Origin of the sequence: Bacillus mycoides, from assembly GCF_000832605.1 — a bacterium.
In the GTDB taxonomy this organism is placed as follows: domain Bacteria; phylum Bacillota; class Bacilli; order Bacillales; family Bacillaceae_G; genus Bacillus_A; species Bacillus_A mycoides.
This window is the reverse complement of sequence record NZ_CP009692.1, coordinates 462,501-482,365: the sequence shown is the minus strand read 5'-3', so window position 1 is coordinate 482,365 and position 19,865 is coordinate 462,501. Positions and strand designations below refer to the sequence as shown.

Genomic DNA, 19,865 nt, shown 5'->3' with positions numbered 1-19,865 from the left:
CTTTGAAAACTAAACGAAACAAACAACGTGAAACGTCAATTTTTATTTTTAGATGCTAGACAAACTAACTTTATTGGAGAGTTTGATCCTGGCTCAGGATGAACGCTGGCGGCGTGCCTAATACATGCAAGTCGAGCGAATGGATTAAGAGCTTGCTCTTATGAAGTTAGCGGCGGACGGGTGAGTAACACGTGGGTAACCTACCTATAAGACTGGGATAACTCCGGGAAACCGGGGCTAATACCGGATAATATTTTGAACTGCATAGTTCGAAATTGAAAGGCGGCTTCGGCTGTCACTTATGGATGGACCCGCGTCGCATTAGCTAGTTGGTGAGGTAACGGCTCACCAAGGCGACGATGCGTAGCCGACCTGAGAGGGTGATCGGCCACACTGGGACTGAGACACGGCCCAGACTCCTACGGGAGGCAGCAGTAGGGAATCTTCCGCAATGGACGAAAGTCTGACGGAGCAACGCCGCGTGAGTGATGAAGGCTTTCGGGTCGTAAAACTCTGTTGTTAGGGAAGAACAAGTGCTAGTTGAATAAGCTGGCACCTTGACGGTACCTAACCAGAAAGCCACGGCTAACTACGTGCCAGCAGCCGCGGTAATACGTAGGTGGCAAGCGTTATCCGGAATTATTGGGCGTAAAGCGCGCGCAGGTGGTTTCTTAAGTCTGATGTGAAAGCCCACGGCTCAACCGTGGAGGGTCATTGGAAACTGGGAGACTTGAGTGCAGAAGAGGAAAGTGGAATTCCATGTGTAGCGGTGAAATGCGTAGAGATATGGAGGAACACCAGTGGCGAAGGCGACTTTCTGGTCTGTAACTGACACTGAGGCGCGAAAGCGTGGGGAGCAAACAGGATTAGATACCCTGGTAGTCCACGCCGTAAACGATGAGTGCTAAGTGTTAGAGGGTTTCCGCCCTTTAGTGCTGAAGTTAACGCATTAAGCACTCCGCCTGGGGAGTACGGCCGCAAGGCTGAAACTCAAAGGAATTGACGGGGGCCCGCACAAGCGGTGGAGCATGTGGTTTAATTCGAAGCAACGCGAAGAACCTTACCAGGTCTTGACATCCTCTGAAAACTCTAGAGATAGAGCTTCTCCTTCGGGAGCAGAGTGACAGGTGGTGCATGGTTGTCGTCAGCTCGTGTCGTGAGATGTTGGGTTAAGTCCCGCAACGAGCGCAACCCTTGATCTTAGTTGCCATCATTAAGTTGGGCACTCTAAGGTGACTGCCGGTGACAAACCGGAGGAAGGTGGGGATGACGTCAAATCATCATGCCCCTTATGACCTGGGCTACACACGTGCTACAATGGACGGTACAAAGAGCTGCAAGACCGCGAGGTGGAGCTAATCTCATAAAACCGTTCTCAGTTCGGATTGTAGGCTGCAACTCGCCTACATGAAGCTGGAATCGCTAGTAATCGCGGATCAGCATGCCGCGGTGAATACGTTCCCGGGCCTTGTACACACCGCCCGTCACACCACGAGAGTTTGTAACACCCGAAGTCGGTGGGGTAACCTTTATGGAGCCAGCCGCCTAAGGTGGGACAGATGATTGGGGTGAAGTCGTAACAAGGTAGCCGTATCGGAAGGTGCGGCTGGATCACCTCCTTTCTATGGAGAATTGATGAACGCAGTTCATCAATATAAGTTTCCGTGTTTCGTTTTCGTTTAGTTTTGAGAGTTCAATATAAGTATTGACTCTTAAATAGGAATATGATATAAATAAATTCCGCAATTTGTATGGGCCTATAGCTCAGCTGGTTAGAGCGCACGCCTGATAAGCGTGAGGTCGATGGTTCGAGTCCATTTAGGCCCACCATACATTTTACGGGGCCTTAGCTCAGCTGGGAGAGCGCCTGCCTTGCACGCAGGAGGTCAGCGGTTCGATCCCGCTAGGCTCCACCAAAAAGCTATTTTATATAGCAAATGGTATGTTCTTTGAAAACTAGATAACAGTGTAGCTCATATTTTTTAATTTTAGTTTGGTTAAGTTAGAAAGGGCGCACGGTGGATGCCTTGACACTAGGAGTCGATGAAGGACGGGACTAACGCCGATATGCTTCGGGGAGCTGTAAGTAAGCTTTGATCCGAAGATTTCCGAATGGGGAAACCCACTATACGTAATGGTATGGTATCCTTACCTGAATACATAGGGTATGGAAGACAGACCCAGGGAACTGAAACATCTAAGTACCTGGAGGAAGAGAAAGCAAATGCGATTTCCTGAGTAGCGGCGAGCGAAACGGAATCTAGCCCAAACCAAGAGGCTTGCCTCTTGGGGTTGTAGGACATTCTATACAGAGTTACAAAGGAACGAGGTAGACGAAGCGACCTGGAAAGGTCCGTCACAGAGGGTAATAACCCCGTAGTCGAAACTTCGTTCTCTCTTGAATGTATCCTGAGTACGGCGGAACACGTGAAATTCCGTCGGAATCTGGGAGGACCATCTCCCAAGGCTAAATACTCCCTAGTGATCGATAGTGAACCAGTACCGTGAGGGAAAGGTGAAAAGCACCCCGGAAGGGGAGTGAAAGAGATCCTGAAACCGTGTGCCTACAAATAGTCAGAGCCCGTTAATGGGTGATGGCGTGCCTTTTGTAGAATGAACCGGCGAGTTACGATCCCGTGCGAGGTTAAGCTGAAGAGGCGGAGCCGCAGCGAAAGCGAGTCTGAATAGGGCGTTTAGTACGTGGTCGTAGACCCGAAACCAGGTGATCTACCCATGTCCAGGGTGAAGTTCAGGTAACACTGAATGGAGGCCCGAACCCACGCACGTTGAAAAGTGCGGGGATGAGGTGTGGGTAGCGGAGAAATTCCAATCGAACCTGGAGATAGCTGGTTCTCCCCGAAATAGCTTTAGGGCTAGCCTTAAGTGTAAGAGTCTTGGAGGTAGAGCACTGATTGAACTAGGGGTCCTCATCGGATTACCGAATTCAGTCAAACTCCGAATGCCAATGACTTATCCTTAGGAGTCAGACTGCGAGTGATAAGATCCGTAGTCAAGAGGGAAACAGCCCAGATCGCCAGCTAAGGTCCCAAAGTGTGTATTAAGTGGAAAAGGATGTGGAGTTGCTTAGACAACTAGGATGTTGGCTCAGAAGCAGCCACCATTTAAAGAGTGCGTAATAGCTCACTAGTCGAGTGACTCTGCGCCGAAAATGTACCGGGGCTAAATACACCACCGAAGCTGCGAATTGATACCAATGGTATCAGTGGTAGGGGAGCGTTCTAAGTGCAGTGAAGTCAGACCGGAAGGACTGGTGGAGCGCTTAGAAGTGAGAATGCCGGTATGAGTAGCGAAAGACGGGTGAGAATCCCGTCCACCGAATGCCTAAGGTTTCCTGAGGAAGGCTCGTCCGCTCAGGGTTAGTCAGGACCTAAGCCGAGGCCGACAGGCGTAGGCGATGGACAACAGGTTGATATTCCTGTACCACCTCTTTATCGTTTGAGCAATGGAGGGACGCAGAAGGATAGAAGAAGCGTGCGATTGGTTGTGCACGTCCAAGCAGTTAGGCTGATAAGTAGGCAAATCCGCTTATCGTGAAGGCTGAGCTGTGATGGGGAAGCTCCTTATGGAGCGAAGTCTTTGATTCCCCGCTGCCAAGAAAAGCTTCTAGCGAGATAAAAGGTGCCTGTACCGCAAACCGACACAGGTAGGCGAGGAGAGAATCCTAAGGTGTGCGAGAGAACTCTGGTTAAGGAACTCGGCAAAATGACCCCGTAACTTCGGGAGAAGGGGTGCTTTCTTAACGGAAAGCCGCAGTGAATAGGCCCAAGCGACTGTTTAGCAAAAACACAGGTCTCTGCGAAGCCGTAAGGCGAAGTATAGGGGCTGACACCTGCCCGGTGCTGGAAGGTTAAGGAGAGGGGTTAGCGTAAGCGAAGCTCTGAACTGAAGCCCCAGTAAACGGCGGCCGTAACTATAACGGTCCTAAGGTAGCGAAATTCCTTGTCGGGTAAGTTCCGACCCGCACGAAAGGTGTAACGATTTGGGCACTGTCTCAACCAGAGACTCGGTGAAATTATAGTACCTGTGAAGATGCAGGTTACCCGCGACAGGACGGAAAGACCCCGTGGAGCTTTACTGTAGCCTGATATTGAATTTTGGTACAGTTTGTACAGGATAGGCGGGAGCCATTGAAACCGGAGCGCTAGCTTCGGTGGAGGCGCTGGTGGGATACCGCCCTGACTGTATTGAAATTCTAACCTACGGGTCTTATCGACCCGGGAGACAGTGTCAGGTGGGCAGTTTGACTGGGGCGGTCGCCTCCTAAAGTGTAACGGAGGCGCCCAAAGGTTCCCTCAGAATGGTTGGAAATCATTCGTAGAGTGCAAAGGCATAAGGGAGCTTGACTGCGAGACCTACAAGTCGAGCAGGGACGAAAGTCGGGCTTAGTGATCCGGTGGTTCCGCATGGAAGGGCCATCGCTCAACGGATAAAAGCTACCCCGGGGATAACAGGCTTATCTCCCCCAAGAGTCCACATCGACGGGGAGGTTTGGCACCTCGATGTCGGCTCATCGCATCCTGGGGCTGTAGTCGGTCCCAAGGGTTGGGCTGTTCGCCCATTAAAGCGGTACGCGAGCTGGGTTCAGAACGTCGTGAGACAGTTCGGTCCCTATCCGTCGTGGGCGCAGGAAATTTGAGAGGAGCTGTCCTTAGTACGAGAGGACCGGGATGGACGCACCGCTGGTGTACCAGTTGTTCTGCCAAGGGCATAGCTGGGTAGCTATGTGCGGAAGGGATAAGTGCTGAAAGCATCTAAGCATGAAGCCCCCCTCAAGATGAGATTTCCCATAGCGTAAGCTAGTAAGATCCCTGAAAGATGATCAGGTTGATAGGTTCGAGGTGGAAGCATGGTGACATGTGGAGCTGACGAATACTAATAGATCGAGGACTTAACCATATAATATGAAGCAAATGTTATCTAGTTTTGAAGGAATATACCTTCATAGTTTGGTGATGATGGCAGAGAGGTCACACCCGTTCCCATACCGAACACGGAAGTTAAGCTCTCTAGCGCCGATGGTAGTTGGGACCTTGTCCCTGTGAGAGTAGGACGTCGCCAAGCAAGCTAAAAACACAAGTCTTTTGACTTGTGTTTTTTTTATTTCCCATGAAATAGGTTGGATTCCGTTAATAAAAATGCTGAAATATAGTAAGGGATTTTTTGAGCAGAAATATTGAGAAACTGATAAATAAATGGATAATCTTCAGATCCATAGCTTCCAAGTAAGTCATACCACCAATCTGTTTCATACCTCGAAATCATGCTTAAATTATAGAGCAATAAATAATGAACAAGGAGCTCAGGCAACACTGGCTTAGAGTTTCTAGGGTCGTTCGTAAGTGGTAAATAATAAGTGTCAGCAAGATACTCGTAGTATAAAGGTGTGCTATACATAGGATTCCATGATTGAATAGGTGCTGAAAAAAACACATTTAATTCATTATTTTTCTCAGGTACGTGTTGTATTGATAAATGCTTACAAGCTGTTTCGATGTAACGAGAAAATCTCTCTTTAGTCATATGTAGTCGATCTAGTATGTTGACTGAAAAGGAGAGCTCATTTTTATTTGTTGAATCGATTTTATATAATGTTGTTCCTTTTTGACTATAGCGAAATAAATGTTGTAACTCAGGGATTTTTCCCATTAGCTCTAACATATTAAACTTTTCTGTTTCCAAGTGTTTCATGTGAAACAGTTGTTCTGCAGCGTGAGTAAATAGTCCGTTTTTCTGTATTTTCACCTCATCTTCTAAAAATTGATATCCTTGTTTTTTTCGTTTACGGGTTGTCACTCCATGTGCTAAAACGGTTGTTGATTCTGGATAGTTTGGATTAATAGTTAATAAACAAGCTTTAAAAAGTTGCCCCATTCCATAAAATAACAGCATTGGCTGAATGGAAAATGGTGCTGTTTTATATAATTCATAATAATTTTTACCGTGTTCTAAGTAATAAATAAATGGATAACAATTTTCAAAACTTTTTTTTTCGGCATCCTGAATCGAGGATTTTTCATAACAACGGGCAAGATAACGTTGTACATTTTGAGATGAAAAGAAGAAACTTAATTGCTGCCAAGTACAATGTGTTTGATGCATATATTACGCTCCTTTTATTGTCTAAAAATTCTAACATATATATACGTCCTTGACAGTATTTTAACCAATTGATAAGCTACTAATAATAATTTCTGGTATCATGGGGGGAACAATTATGTGGGAATCTAAATTTGTTAAAGAAGGTTTGACTTTTGATGATGTATTACTTGTACCAGCGAGGTCAGATATATTACCAAGAGAAGTAAGTGTTAAAACAGTTTTATCTGAAAGCTTACAGTTAAACATCCCGTTAATTAGTGCAGGAATGGATACAGTAACAGAAGCTGACATGGCTATTGCAATGGCTCGCCAAGGCGGTTTAGGAATTATTCATAAGAATATGTCTATTGAACAACAGGCAGAGCAAGTTGATAAAGTAAAGCGCTCTGAAAGCGGCGTTATTTCAGATCCTTTCTTCTTAACTCCAGAACATCAAGTATATGATGCAGAACATCTTATGGGAAAATATCGTATCTCAGGTGTACCAGTTGTAAATAATTTAGATGAGCGAAAATTAGTTGGTATTATTACAAACCGTGATATGCGTTTCATCCAAGACTACTCAATCAAAATTTCTGACGTAATGACAAAAGAACAGTTAATTACAGCTCCAGTTGGTACTACACTGGAAGAAGCTGAAAAGATCCTACAAAAGTATAAAATTGAAAAGCTCCCTCTTGTTGATAATAACGGTGTATTACAAGGGCTTATTACAATAAAAGATATTGAAAAAGTAATTGAATTCCCAAACTCTGCTAAAGATAAGCAAGGACGCTTATTAGTTGGAGCAGCTGCTGGTGTAACGGCTGATGCTATGCTTCGTATCGATGCATTAGTAAAAGCTAGCGTAGATGCAATTGTACTTGATACAGCTCATGGGCATTCTAAAGGTGTTATTGAAAAGGTAAAAGAAGTTCGTGCGAAATATCCAGCACTAAATATTATCGCTGGAAATGTTGCTACAGCTGAAGCAACGAAAGCATTAATTGAGGCTGGTGCAAACGTAGTTAAAGTTGGTATTGGACCAGGTTCTATTTGTACAACGCGTGTTGTAGCTGGTGTTGGTGTACCACAATTAACAGCAGTTTATGATTGTGCAACAGAAGCTCGTAAACACGGTATTCCAGTTATTGCTGATGGCGGTGTTAAGTACTCTGGTGATATGGTTAAAGCTTTAGCAGCAGGAGCACACGTTGTTATGCTAGGTAGTATGTTTGCTGGCGTTGCTGAAAGCCCTGGAGAAACTGAAATTTACCAAGGTCGCCAATTTAAAGTATATCGTGGTATGGGTTCTGTTGGAGCAATGGAAAAAGGAAGTAAAGATCGTTACTTCCAAGAAGGAAACAAAAAACTTGTTCCTGAAGGTATTGAAGGACGCGTACCATATAAAGGACCTTTAGCAGATACAGTTCATCAATTAGTTGGTGGATTACGTGCAGGTATGGGATATTGCGGAGCGCAGAATTTAGAATTCTTACGTGAGAATGCACAGTTCATTCGTATGTCAGGTGCAGGTTTACGTGAAAGCCATCCTCATCACGTACAGATTACAAAAGAGGCTCCAAACTACTCATTATAATGTCTTATATACAAATAGACAGAGATTTGATATCTCTGTCTATTTTTTTTTGATTATGTTAGAATAACGGTTATGTGAGTACATAGATATTGGGGGTAGCAAAAGTGAAAGGTATGTTTTGCAAAAGATTCATTGCGTTGGTAACAGTGCTTACAATAGCTTGTAGCATGCTTGTACCATATAGCAATGCATCAGCAGAAACAGGAGCCGCTTTAAACATTGAAGCAGGTGCGGCAATTTTAGTAGAAGCGAATTCTGGGAAGATTTTATATCAAAAAAATGCAGATGAGTTATTATCAATTGCTAGTATGACAAAAATGATGAGTGAATACCTAGTGAACGAGGCTATTGCGAAAGGGAAACTAAAATGGGATCAAAAAGTTAAGGTTTCCGAATATGCTTATAACATTTCGCAAGATCGTTCATTATCGAACGTGCCTCTACGAAATGGTGAATCTTATACAGTAAAAGAGCTATACGAAGCAATGGCAATTTATTCTGCTAATGGTGCAACGATAGCGTTAGCTGAAGCAGTTGCTGGAAAAGAAGTAGACTTTGTAAAAATGATGAATGATAAATCGAAAGAGTTAGGATTAAAAAATTATAAGTTTGTAAATTCTACGGGCTTAACGAACAAAGATTTAAAAGGACACCATCCTGAAGGGACAACTCCAGATGAAGAAAATAAAATGTCTGCGAGAGATGTAGCAATTTTAGCACAACGTCTTATTCAAGATTTCCCTAAAACATTAGACATAGCAAAAATTTCAAAAAAAGTATTCCGTGAAGGTACTCCGGATCGGATCGAAATGCCTAACTGGAACTGGATGTTAAAAGGGTTAATTAAGGAATACGAAGGCGTAGATGGTCTGAAAACAGGATCAACTCCAGAAGCAGGAGATTGTTTCACTGGTACGATTGAAAGAAATGGTATGCGTTTCATTTCTGTAGTTATTAAAACAAAATCTCACACGGCAAGATTTGATGAGACAAAGAAATTATATGATTATGGCTTTGCTAACTTTGAAATGAAGAAAATGTATGAAAAAGGTTCTTCGGTTAAAGGAAAAGAAACAGTAAGAGTTGAAAATGCGAAAGATAAAGATGTAGCAGTTCAAACGAAGCAAGCTGTTTCACTTCCGGTGCCAAAGGGAAGTAAAGACGTTTATAAAACAGAATTTAAAGAAGGAAATAAGGGACAAGAGGCACCTATGAAAAAGGGAGTTACACTTGGCCAAATGGTTGTAACGTCTAAAGATAGTAATGATCCTGGATTTTTATCAGGAAAATCATTACAAGTAGACCTTATAACAAAATCTGAAGTAGAAGAGGCAGGCTGGTTCACACGTTCTATGCGCGGAATTGGTTCTTTCTTTAGTGGTATGTGGAATAGTGCTGTTGATACAGTAAAAGGTTGGTTTTAAAAGCTCCTCATTGTAGGAGCTTTTTCTTATTCCTATTTTTCATACCGACTTTATGAAAAAGTAGTGGACAAGCATCAGATAGTTAGTGGTAGAATGTAAGAGTATTCTTAATTTTCTTCTTTAACGGGGGAAAGCAATTCACCTAGGGGGGTTTTTGTACATGACAAATGTAACAGGGACAGAACGTGTAAAACGTGGAATGGCAGAAATGCAAAAAGGCGGCGTTATTATGGACGTAGTTAACGCCGAGCAAGCAAGGATTGCAGAAGAGGCAGGTGCAGTTGCTGTTATGGCATTAGAGCGTGTACCTGCAGATATTCGTGCAGCAGGTGGCGTTTCTCGTATGGCAGATCCAACAATTGTTGAAGAAGTTATGGGTGCTGTATCAATTCCGGTTATGGCAAAATGTCGTATCGGTCACCTTGTAGAAGCACGTGTATTAGAATCATTAGGGGTAGACTATATCGATGAGAGTGAAGTATTGACTCCTGCTGATGAAGTATACCATTTAAATAAACGTGATTACACAGTTCCGTTTGTATGTGGTTGCCGCGATATCGGAGAAGCTGCACGTCGTATTGCAGAAGGTGCAGCTATGCTTCGTACAAAAGGTGAACCTGGAACAGGAAACATTGTAGAGGCAGTGCGTCATATGCGCCAAGTCAATGCAGAAATCCGTCAAGTTGCAAGTCTACGTGAAGATGAGTTAATGACATATGCAAAAAATACTGGTGCTCCTTATGAAGTACTACTTGAAATTAAACGCCTTGGTCGCCTGCCAGTTGTAAACTTTGCAGCAGGTGGTGTAGCAACACCAGCAGATGCAGCGTTAATGATGCAACTTGGTGCTGATGGTGTATTTGTTGGATCTGGTATCTTCAAATCAGAGAACCCAGAGAAATTTGCACGTGCAATCGTTGAAGCAACGACTCATTATGAAGATTACGAACTAATTGCAAGCCTTTCTAAAGGATTAGGTAATGCAATGAAAGGTATCGAAATTTCAACGTTATTACCAGAACAACGCATGCAAGAGCGTGGATGGTAATTAAAGGAGATCTTTAAAATGGTGAAAATCGGTGTACTAGGTCTTCAAGGTGCAGTTCGTGAGCATGTAAAATCAGTTGAGGCAAGTGGTGCAGAAGCTGTTGTTGTAAAGCGTGTAGAGCAACTTGAAGAGATTGATGGTCTTATTTTACCAGGCGGTGAAAGTACAACAATGCGCCGTCTTATTGATAAGTATGCTTTCATGGAGCCTCTTCGTACATTTGCGAAGTCTGGTAAACCAATGTTTGGTACATGTGCAGGAATGATTCTTCTTGCGAAAACACTTATTGGCTATGAAGAAGCACATATTGGTGCTATGGATATTACGGTTGAGCGCAATGCGTTCGGACGCCAAAAAGATAGTTTTGAAGCTGCACTTTCAATGAAAGGTGTGGGAGAAGACTTTGTTGGTGTATTTATCCGTGCTCCGTATGTTGTAAATGTAGCTGATGATGTTGAAGTACTTTCTACGCATGGCGAGCGAATGGTAGCGGTAAGGCAAGGGCCGTTTTTAGCTGCTTCTTTCCATCCGGAATTAACGGATGATCATCGTGTAACAGCATACTTTGTAGAAATGGTAAAAGAAGCGAAAATGAAAAAAGTTGTATAAGTAACTTGCAACTTGTATAAGATTATAGTAAATTGATGATAACAATTTTATAAAATAAGCGTGTTGATAGGAAGTAGTAACAAATGTTGTTTCTTATAGAGAGTCGATGGTTGGTGGAAATCGATAGAAACAGTTTGTGAATCCATCCTGGAATGGAATGTGGAATATCTTTTGATTAGTAAACATTCCCGGTGAAGAGCCGTTATTTCTACTTGAGAGGAAAGCGGTAATGCTTTCAACTAGGGTGGCAACGCGGGTTAACTCCCGTCCCTTTGTATAGGGACGGGAGTTTTTTGTGTTTTATAAAATAAAAGGAGGAGTATATAATGCTTGATATTAAATTTTTACGTACGAATTTTGAAGAAGTAAAAGCAAAATTACAGCATAGAGGCGAAGATTTAACGGATTTTGGTCGCTTTGAAGAACTTGATACGAGAAGAAGAGAGCTACTTGTTCAAACAGAAGAATTAAAAAGTAAACGTAACGAAGTATCTCAACAAATTTCAGTATTAAAGCGTGAAAAGAAAGATGCGGAAGCTCTGATTCTAGAAATGCGTGAAGTTGGGGAAAAAGTAAAAGATCTTGATAATGAGCTTCGTACAGTTGAAGAAGATTTAGAAAGATTAATGCTATCTATCCCAAATATCCCTCATGAATCTGCTCCAATAGGTGAAACAGAGGATGATAACGTAGTAGCACGTACTTGGGGAGAAGTGAAAGAATTTACTTATGAGCCAAAACCACATTGGGACCTTGCTACTGATTTAGGGATTTTAGATTTTGAACGTGCTGGGAAAGTAACAGGAAGCCGATTTGTATTTTACAAAGGTGCTGGTGCAAGATTAGAACGTGCTTTGATTAGCTTTATGCTTGACCTTCATACTGATGAGCATGGATATGAGGAAGTATTGCCTCCTTATATGGTAAACCGTGCAAGTATGACTGGAACAGGACAACTTCCAAAGTTTGAAGAAGATGCATTCCGTATTGAAAGTGAAGATTATTTCCTAATCCCAACAGCTGAAGTACCTGTAACGAATATGCATCGTGATGAGATTGTGAGTAAAGAGCAATTGCCGATACGATATGCTGCGTTTAGCTCATGCTTCCGTTCTGAAGCAGGTTCAGCTGGTCGTGATACACGTGGTTTAATTCGCCAACACCAATTTAATAAAGTTGAACTTGTGAAGTTCGTGAAACCAGAAGATTCTTACGAAGAGTTAGAAAAATTAACAAATGATGCAGAGCGCGTGTTACAATTATTAGAGTTGCCATATCGCGTTATGAGCATGTGTACAGGAGATTTAGGATTTACAGCAGCGAAGAAATACGATATTGAAGTATGGATTCCAAGCTATGGTACATATCGTGAAATTTCTTCTTGTAGTAATTTTGAGGCATTCCAAGCGAGACGCGCGAATATCCGTTTCCGTCGTGAGCCAAATGGTAAACCGGAACATGTTCATACACTAAATGGATCTGGTCTTGCAATTGGACGTACAGTGGCAGCTATTTTAGAGAACTACCAACAAGAAGATGGTACAATTATAATTCCAGAAGTTCTTCGCCCTTATATGGGAGGAAAAACAGTTATTAAATAAGTTAAAACATTCATCGGTATGAGTGATTGGTAATTATGGACGTTGTCAGCAGTGTCATAAAGGAGAGGGGAAGTAAAATTTCCCTTTCCTCATAATTTATTATAGTAGGGTTGACTAACTGTTTTTCTTTTGATATTATATTTGATGTCAATATGGAGGTATACCCAAGTCTGGCTGAAGGGATCGGTCTTGAAAACCGACAGGCGGCGAGAGTCGCGCGGGGGTTCGAATCCCTCTACCTCCTCCAGATATAATTGACAACAGCGCATATAAGTGGAGATTGGAGAACTCGTTACCAACACGTAACGAGTTTTTATTTTAAAACCAATCATAAAGTATGATGTAAGGATATAGTGTCCTTATTACACACTCATATTCCGATGATTATCTTCATAGATATGAAAGGAGTTAACATGGATCTTATTATACAAACGTTTCCTTTAGATGGAAAAACTTTATATTATGTACAATGTCCTGTCTGTAAGAACAATAGAATTTTAAACAGTGGTGCAAATGTGTCGCGCATTATAAGTGATGATACATTCCGTAAACTTTGTGGTTGCACTTGTGATGTAAAACAGGTTGCAAAAAAAGTAGAGGTACCAAAAGAAGCTGAAAAACCAGCTGTGCAAAAAGAAGTAACTCCAAAACGTACAGGGAAATTACTAACAGCAGTAATTAATGGGAAAGAATTGACTGTTAAAGAGATTGCTGAAACATATGATATTAGTACGAGTACTGTTCGTCAGCGTATTAATGCTGGAAAGCCAGAGAGTGAAATTATTGCTCCGACAAAAAAGAAAAAGTAATTTCATAGGAAAACCCGTGCATATGCACGGGTTTTTTATTTTACAAGTTTACGTGTTTGTTTTAAAAAATGTCCAATTTTTTTAATGATTGGTTCGATTGAATCGCCATCTTTTAAAATATCGTATTCATTAATGTTTAATCGTAAAACAGGGCATGAATTAAAGTTATTAATCCAGTTATCGTAACGTCCATGCATCTCTTTCCAATATTCAATTGGTGTTTGCTGCTCCATGGGACGTCCTCTTTCTTGAATACGATCGACAATATCATCAAAAGAACCTTCTAGGTAAATTAATAAGTCTGGATGAGGGAAGTAAGGAGTCATGACCATAGCATCAAATAACCCTTTGTATGTCTCATAATCAGTTTCAGTCATTGTACCCTTTTCGTAATGCATTTTTGCGAAAATACCAGTGTCCTCATAGATAGAACGGTCTTGAACAAAACCGCCACCATATTCGAAAATTCTTTTTTGTTCTTTAAATCGTTCTGCTAAAAAGTACACTTGTAAGTGAAAGCTCCAGCGTGTGAAATCAGCATAGAACTTGTCCAAATATGGGTTGGAATCTACTTTTTCAAAAGATGTACGATAACCTAAAGCGTTAGCCAATGCAGTTGTCATAGTTGATTTACCGACACCTACTGTTCCAGCAATAGTGATAACTGCATCATTTGGTATATCATATTTTTGCCTTAAATTCATTGTTATTTCGACTCCTTCAAGAGAGTATTTTGAAGAGCTGATAAGATGACATTTAAATCATCATGATTTCTTACAAAATCCATATCGTCTCCATTAAATTTCAATACTGGAATATCTGGATGGTCCTTTTTGAAAGCATCCATTGCTGTTTCGTAATCTTTTGTAAGCTGTAGCAAGTAATTTGGATCCATATTTTTTTCGAATTCTCTTCCGCGCATGGCAATTCGTTTTTGTAATGTTTCTAGGCTCGCTGTTAAATAAACGATGACATTTGGCACAGGCATATCTTGCGTAAGAATGCGATAAATTTGCATGTACTTGTCATATTGAGAATCTTTTAATGTACGGGATGCAAAAATTAAATTTTTAAATATATGATAATCTGCTACTACAGGCTTTCTTTGATTCAAATACTTTATGTTAATATCCTCTAGTTGTTTGTATCTATTACAAAGAAAGAACATCTCTGTTTGAAAACTCCATTCGTCGATGTCTTCGTAGAATTTTCCTAAAAAAGGATTTTCATCAACAATCTCTTTTAGTAAGTGGAGTTGCATGTGAGTTGAAAGTTCCTTCGCAAGTGAAGTTTTTCCAACACCAATTGGTCCTTCAACCGTGATAAATGGTACTCCGGTCACGCTGTTTCCTCCTTTCAATCAGTGATTTACCGTGACTACTAAAAACACAAAACAGAATTATTGTAGCACAAGAGGGGAGCGAGCGGACTAATTTGATATAAAAAGTTAGAAAATAGATATGTATTAATTAAATTTTATTTGGGATGACGGTACAATATTTGCCTTTAATGTGGCTTCCATTATTTTTAAAGCATGTTCATTATCTTGCTCGTTATTAGAAGCGATGCAATCCCGTGGTACATAAAGTGTATAATTTCTCATATGGGCATCATTAGCTGTAAAAAGGATGCATATGTTCCCGGCAATTCCTGTTAAAATGAGATTTTCGATTTTTAAATAACCTAATAAAGAATTCAAAGGTGTTTCATAAAAAGCAGAGTAATGTGGTTTAATAAAAATGTAATCGTCAGTATGCGGAGCAATGGCCTCGATAATATTTTTACTATACTCATTTGTACAATGGGTGATAAGTTGATCAATATCAGATCTCCAAAGTTGATAGTGATCATTGACATAAATTATTGGATAGCCCAATGATTTCATGGTGTCCTTTAATTGTAAAATGGGGTTCTTTATAATTTCACATTTCTGTGCCAGGATGGGTCCGTGGGAGAATTGAAAATCATTAATCATATCGATAATGAGTAAGGCGGTATTTTTCATATGTAATTCCCTCTCTTTCTTCTTTAGGTTGGATTGAATTTGTAAAAGTTATCCCACCTGCAAGAAATGAAAAAGTGTATTTTATTTTTGGTGAAAGGACTATATTATGGAGCGAGATATATATTTTATGCAGTTAGCAATAGAGGAAGCGAAGAAGGCGGAGGCGATACAAGAGGTACCAATTGGTGCTGTAATTGTGCTAGATGGTGAAGTGATTAGTGTCGCACATAACTTAAGAGAAACTGAACAGAGATCAATAGCTCACGCCGAACTCTTAGCTATTGATGAAGCTTGCAAAAAATTAGGGACATGGCGTTTAGAAGATGCAACGTTATATGTAACATTAGAACCTTGCCCAATGTGTGCAGGGGGAATTGTTTTATCGCGTATAAAACGGGTTGTATATGGTGCGAGCGATCCGAAAGGTGGATGTGCAGGTACGTTGATGAATCTTTTAACTGATGAGCGTTTTAATCATCAGTGTGAAGTAGTGCCTGGTGTACTTGAAGAAGAATGTGGTACGTTGTTAACGATTTTTTTTAGGGAGCTTCGTAAGAAAAGAAAAGAAGTGAAAAAACTAGAGAAAAGTAATGGTAACTAACGTATTTGCATTTTGTAAAAAAACAAGTTATACTGATAATGCCTTATCCAAGGCAACCGAATATTGGTTTTAACTTTGCCGTGCTAAGCGGGGAGGTAGCGGTGCCCTATACTCGCAATCCGCTCTAGCGAGGCTGAATCCCTTCTCGAGGTTATGTTGCTGTAAGGTCTGCCTTAAGTAAGTGGTGTTGACGTTTGGGTCCTGCGCAACGGGACCCCGTGAACCTTGTCAGGTCCGGAAGGAAGCAGCAATAAGCGGGTTTTCTCGTGTGCCGCAGGAGTGCCTGAACCGAGCTAACTGCTTGAGTAACGCTTATGGTACGTAATCGACAGAAGGTGCACGGCAGTTATATATGTATACAAAACTCACCTTTATATAAAGGTGAGTTTTTTGTATGGAAAATAACTTTTGGAATCTATAAACAGAATGGGTTATAATAAATAAGATAATAACCTTTGAGGGAGGCCGTATTTTCGTGTCATACCAAGCGTTATACCGAACATGGAGACCGCAAAAATTCGAAGATGTAGTCGGTCAAAAGCACGTGACAAAAACGTTGCAAAATGCCCTTCTTCAAGAGAAAGCTTCACATGCTTATTTGTTTTCGGGTCCGAGGGGAACAGGGAAAACGACAATTGCAAAAGTATTTGCAAAGGCAATTAACTGTGAACACGCCCCGGTAGCTGAACCTTGTAATGAATGTCCTTCTTGTTTAGGAATTACACAAGGGTCTATTTCAGATGTATTAGAAATTGATGCGGCTTCAAATAACGGTGTAGATGAAATTCGAGATATAAGAGATAAAGTAAAATATGCTCCAAGTGCTGTAGGATATAAAGTATACATTATTGATGAAGTTCACATGCTTTCTATGGGTGCCTTTAATGCGCTTTTGAAAACTTTAGAAGAGCCGCCAGGACATGTTATTTTTATTCTGGCGACAACAGAACCGCATAAAATTCCAGCTACAATTATTTCGCGTTGTCAGCGTTTTGAGTTTCGAAAGATATCAGTAAATGATATCGTTGAGAGATTATCGACGGTCGTGACAAATGAAGGTACGCAAGTAGAAGATGAAGCGTTACAAATCGTAGCGCGTGCCGCCGAAGGTGGTATGCGTGATGCGCTCAGTCTTATTGATCAAGCTATTTCTTATAGTGATGAAACGGTGACGAGTGAAGATGTTTTAGCTGTAACAGGATCTGTATCTCAGCGATATTTGGGTGACCTGGTAGAATGTATACGTGAAAATGATGTATCAAGAGCGTTACGTATTATAGATGAGATGATGAGTAAAGGGAAAGATCCAGTTCGCTTTATGGAGGATTTCATTTACTACTATCGTGATATGCTTTTATATCAAACTTCACCACAATTAGAACATATGTTGGAACGGGTAATTGTAGATGATCAATTCCGTACGTTAAGTGAAGAAATGCAACCGGAAGTAATCTATGAAATTATTCATACCCTTAGTAAGGGGCAACAGGAGATGAAGTGGACAAACCATCCAAGAATATTCTTGGAAGTTGTTATGGTGCAACTGTGTCAGCAGTTTATGATGCAAGCAAACGGCGTAGATCGTTTACAAGCGATTATGAATAGGATGCAGCAGTTGGAGAAAGAGTTAGAGCAAGTTAAAAAGAATGGCGTGCCAGCTGGTGTGCAGCAGGAAGTAAGAGAGACGCGGGCAACACCAAAACCGGTACGAACAGGGAGTATGAAAATTCCTGTTGGACGTGTGAATGAAGTGTTAAAGCAAGCGAAGCGTCAAGATTTAGAACAGTTGAAAGCTGTATGGGGCGAATTATTAGGAAGGCTCAAGTCACATAACAAAGTAGCATTTGCTGTTTTATTAGAAAATAGTGAACCAGTTGCGGCTTCGGATGATACCTATGTGTTAGCATTTCAATATGAGATTCATTGTAAAATGGCTAGTGAAAATCGAGAAGCAATGGATACATTGGAACAAACTCTTTTTGAATTGTTAAGTAAAAGGTTAAATATGATTGCTATCCCAAAAAGTGAATGGGGTAAAATTCGTGAAGACTTTTTACAACGCGAAGGCGGGGATTCTGAAGAAAGCCCAGAACAAAAAGAAGATCCTCTTATAGAAGAGGCTGTAAAATTAGTAGGGCAAGAACTTATTGAAATAAAAGAGTAATAATAATGAGGAGGAATTAATTATGATGCGTGGCGGAATGGGAAATATGAATAATATGATGAAACAAATGCAAAAGATGCAAAAAGACATGGCGAAGGCGCAAGAAGAGCTTGGCGAAAAAACAGTTGAAGGTACAGCTGGCGGCGGAATGGTTACTGTTATTGCAAATGGTCATAAGCAAGTTCTTGAAGTGAAAATTAAAGAAGAAGTTGTAGATCCAGAAGATATCGAAATGTTACAAGACTTAGTATTAGCTGCAACGAATGATGCACTTAAAAAGGTTGATGAACTTTCAAACTCTACAATGGGCAAATTTACAAAAGGCATGAACTTACCAGGTGGAATGTTCTAGGAGGATATTGATATATGCATTATCCAGAACCGATATCAAAATTAATCGATAGTTTTATGAAGTTGCCAGGAATCGGACCGAAAACAGCGGTTCGATTGGCATTCTTCGTGTTAGATATGAAAGAGGATGATGTACTAGGTTTTGCGAAAGCACTTGTGAATGCAAAGCGAGATTTAGCGTATTGTTCTGTGTGCGGACATATCACTGACCGCGATCCTTGTTATATTTGTGACGATTCGCATAGGGATCAATCGGTTGTTTGTGTAGTACAAGAGCCGAAAGATGTAATTGCGATGGAAAAAATGAAAGAATATCAAGGTGTATATCATGTTTTGCGTGGTGCCATTTCTCCAATGGAGGGAATTGGACCAGAGGATATTAATATCCCGCAGTTATTAAAGAGACTGCAAGATGAAACAGTACAAGAAGTGATATTAGCAACAAACCCTAATATTGAAGGGGAAGCCACAGCGATGTACATATCCCGCCTCTTAAAGCCAACAGGAATTAAAGTAACTCGTATTGCACATGGTCTGCCAGTTGGTGGAGATTTAGAATATGCAGATGAAGTAACACTATCGAAAGCTTTAGAAGGCCGTAGAGAGATATAAGAGGAGAAGGGAAAATGTTCTTTCAAAAAAAGGGTAAGTTGCGTAAAGAGTATGACGATAAGTTAATTGTATTATTAGAAAAGGTAAAGAATGAATGGCTACGTCAGAAGAGACTGGTTGAACAAAGTGTTGAGCCGTCTCAAGATGTACTTTGTTCTTTAAAAATAGCAGAGGCGAAATATTTTTTCTTGTTAAAAGAAGCAAAACGTCGTCCTGTGAAAATGGAACAATGGTAAAAGGTCCTGCTTTTTAAAGCGGGACCTTTTACTTTTTATCGATTTATTTGTGAGTAATAGGGCTACTTTATTTTTGGGATATAAAGAGGAGAAAGAAAAAATGGGAATGGAATTAGTTGTATCTAATTGCTAGTGCTTAGAAGAAAGATTACTGATTAAAGGTTATAAAGATGAAGTGGTAGGAGTTATGTTATAGATGTTCTTTTTTCTTGTCTTGTCCCATACAAATGGATATGTATAGGTCATTCATAAGGAGGAAAAAATGAATTCTACAATTATTATTGTTGGCATTCTTTCTTTAGTTTTTATTTTTCTTGTTTTTGGTGTTTCTGCTAAACCAATACGTTTTATAGGGAAAGCACTCTTTCATGTCACTTTAGGTATAGCGTTACTATTTATTGTGAATGTTGCAGGGACATATTTCGATTTTCATATTCCAATTAACATGGGCACAGCTACAGTATCAAGTTTATTAGGGGTGCCAGGTGTTGCTGCATTAGTGATTATTAAGCTATATATAATGCCAAGATAAATTTATTTTGGCATTTTTTAAAAAAGCGTTGACTTATCGACTAGTAATATGATAAATTAATAAGCGTCGTCAGGAACGAAAGAAAAAAGTTGTTGACAGATTCAAGTCAAAATGTTAAATTATAAAAGTCGCTGAAACGTGACATTGAACTTTGAAAACTAAACGAAACAAACA

16 protein-coding genes, 3 tRNA genes, 3 rRNA genes, 1 other RNA gene and 1 other annotated feature are annotated in these 19,865 nt (G+C 40.7%); of the genes, 19 read left to right on the top strand and 4 right to left on the bottom strand.

Translation table 11 applies throughout. From position 1 onward, the window contains the following. Positions 1-70 precede the first annotated feature (70 nt). The 5 genes from BG05_RS04380 (at position 71) to rrf (ending at position 5,082) form a co-directional block, all read left to right on the top strand. Positions 71-1,622 (top strand): 16S ribosomal RNA (locus BG05_RS04380). Between the two features lie 131 nt (positions 1,623-1,753). Then, a tRNA-Ile gene (locus BG05_RS04375) sits at positions 1,754-1,830 on the top strand. A 10-nt stretch (positions 1,831-1,840) separates the two neighbouring features. Beyond that, positions 1,841-1,916 (top strand) — tRNA-Ala (locus BG05_RS04370). Between the two features lie 79 nt (positions 1,917-1,995). Beyond that, positions 1,996-4,917: ribosomal RNA gene (locus tag BG05_RS04365) — 23S ribosomal RNA — on the top strand. A 49-nt stretch (positions 4,918-4,966) separates the two neighbouring features. Then, positions 4,967-5,082 (top strand): 5S ribosomal RNA (rrf, locus tag BG05_RS04360). The 16S, 23S and 5S rRNA genes sit together here with 2 tRNA genes alongside, the layout of an rRNA operon. Positions 5,083-5,118: 36 nt before the next feature. On the opposite strand, the gene BG05_RS04355 is transcribed toward rrf, so the two are convergent. Further along, complete coding sequence (locus tag BG05_RS04355) at positions 5,119-6,120, bottom strand: YaaC family protein (protein ID WP_002130734.1); 1,002 nt, start codon at positions 6,118-6,120, stop codon at positions 5,119-5,121. Between the two features lie 115 nt (positions 6,121-6,235). Here BG05_RS04355 and guaB point away from each other — a divergent pair, with 115 nt between their 5' ends. The 7 genes from guaB to BG05_RS04320 all read left to right on the top strand — a co-directional run bounded on the left by guaB (position 6,236) and on the right by BG05_RS04320 (position 13,190). Continuing rightward, positions 6,236-7,699: an IMP dehydrogenase gene (gene guaB / locus BG05_RS04350; RefSeq protein ID WP_033733695.1), complete on the top strand. Its 1,464-nt coding sequence runs from the start codon at positions 6,236-6,238 to the stop codon at positions 7,697-7,699. Positions 7,700-7,812: 113 nt separating this feature from the next. Then, positions 7,813-9,123 carry a D-alanyl-D-alanine carboxypeptidase family protein gene (locus tag BG05_RS04345; protein WP_133058330.1) on the top strand — a complete coding sequence of 437 codons (1,311 nt, stop codon included), beginning with the start codon at positions 7,813-7,815 and terminating at the stop codon, positions 9,121-9,123. 160 nt (positions 9,124-9,283) lie between these two features. Then, positions 9,284-10,171, top strand: a complete 888-nt coding sequence (pdxS, locus tag BG05_RS04340; protein WP_002009615.1) for a pyridoxal 5'-phosphate synthase lyase subunit PdxS — start codon at positions 9,284-9,286, stop codon at positions 10,169-10,171. An 18-nt stretch (positions 10,172-10,189) separates the two neighbouring features. After that, on the top strand, positions 10,190-10,780 hold the full coding sequence (gene pdxT / locus BG05_RS04335) for a pyridoxal 5'-phosphate synthase glutaminase subunit PdxT (RefSeq protein ID WP_002130736.1): 591 nt from the start codon (positions 10,190-10,192) through the stop codon (positions 10,778-10,780). 54 nt (positions 10,781-10,834) lie between these two features. Continuing rightward, positions 10,835-11,055: a binding site (T-box leader), on the top strand. 51 nt (positions 11,056-11,106) lie between these two features. After that, entirely contained in the window at positions 11,107-12,381 is a 1,275-nt protein-coding gene (gene serS, locus BG05_RS04330; protein ID WP_002009617.1) for a serine--tRNA ligase, read from the top strand. Between the two features lie 154 nt (positions 12,382-12,535). Then, positions 12,536-12,628 (top strand) — tRNA-Ser (locus tag BG05_RS04325). Between the two features lie 166 nt (positions 12,629-12,794). After that, positions 12,795-13,190: a sigma factor-like helix-turn-helix DNA-binding protein gene (locus BG05_RS04320; protein WP_002029297.1), complete on the top strand. Its 396-nt coding sequence runs from the start codon at positions 12,795-12,797 to the stop codon at positions 13,188-13,190. Between the two features lie 35 nt (positions 13,191-13,225). Here the strand turns inward: BG05_RS04320 and BG05_RS04315 are convergent, their stop codons facing one another. From BG05_RS04315 to BG05_RS04305, 3 genes are all read right to left on the bottom strand, one after another. Then, positions 13,226-13,894: a deoxynucleoside kinase gene (locus tag BG05_RS04315; RefSeq protein WP_002009620.1), complete on the bottom strand. Its 669-nt coding sequence runs from the start codon at positions 13,892-13,894 to the stop codon at positions 13,226-13,228. Positions 13,895-13,896: 2 nt separating this feature from the next. Continuing rightward, positions 13,897-14,532, bottom strand: coding sequence for a deoxynucleoside kinase (locus BG05_RS04310; RefSeq protein ID WP_002170085.1), 636 nt, complete (start codon positions 14,530-14,532; stop codon positions 13,897-13,899). 123 nt (positions 14,533-14,655) lie between these two features. After that, positions 14,656-15,195 (bottom strand): cysteine hydrolase family protein, encoded by a 540-nt coding sequence (locus BG05_RS04305; RefSeq protein ID WP_002130738.1) that lies wholly within the window; start codon positions 15,193-15,195, stop codon positions 14,656-14,658. Positions 15,196-15,301: 106 nt separating this feature from the next. Between BG05_RS04305 and tadA the strand changes: the two genes are divergently transcribed. The 7 genes from tadA (at position 15,302) to BG05_RS04275 (ending at position 19,691) form a co-directional block, all read left to right on the top strand. Further along, a complete protein-coding gene (gene tadA / locus BG05_RS04300; protein WP_002029304.1) occupies positions 15,302-15,796 on the top strand; it encodes a tRNA adenosine(34) deaminase TadA in 495 nt (164 codons plus the stop codon). Positions 15,797-15,874: 78 nt separating this feature from the next. After that, positions 15,875-16,139, top strand: an RNA gene (gene ffs, locus BG05_RS29160) — signal recognition particle sRNA large type. 132 nt (positions 16,140-16,271) lie between these two features. Then, positions 16,272-17,960: a DNA polymerase III subunit gamma/tau gene (gene dnaX / locus BG05_RS04295; RefSeq protein WP_002130739.1), complete on the top strand. Its 1,689-nt coding sequence runs from the start codon at positions 16,272-16,274 to the stop codon at positions 17,958-17,960. A gap of 25 nt (positions 17,961-17,985) precedes the next feature. Continuing rightward, positions 17,986-18,312, top strand: a complete 327-nt coding sequence (locus tag BG05_RS04290) for a YbaB/EbfC family nucleoid-associated protein (RefSeq protein ID WP_170935248.1) — start codon at positions 17,986-17,988, stop codon at positions 18,310-18,312. Between the two features lie 14 nt (positions 18,313-18,326). After that, the gene (recR, locus tag BG05_RS04285) at positions 18,327-18,923 is read left to right on the top strand and encodes a recombination protein RecR (protein WP_002009629.1); all 597 of its coding nucleotides are present in this window, start codon (positions 18,327-18,329) and stop codon (positions 18,921-18,923) included. A 14-nt stretch (positions 18,924-18,937) separates the two neighbouring features. Continuing rightward, positions 18,938-19,159 (top strand): YaaL family protein, encoded by a 222-nt coding sequence (locus BG05_RS04280; protein ID WP_002009631.1) that lies wholly within the window; start codon positions 18,938-18,940, stop codon positions 19,157-19,159. Positions 19,160-19,421: 262 nt separating this feature from the next. Next, positions 19,422-19,691, top strand: coding sequence for a pro-sigmaK processing inhibitor BofA family protein (locus BG05_RS04275; protein WP_002009632.1), 270 nt, complete (start codon positions 19,422-19,424; stop codon positions 19,689-19,691). The last annotated feature ends 174 nt before the right edge of the window (positions 19,692-19,865 follow it).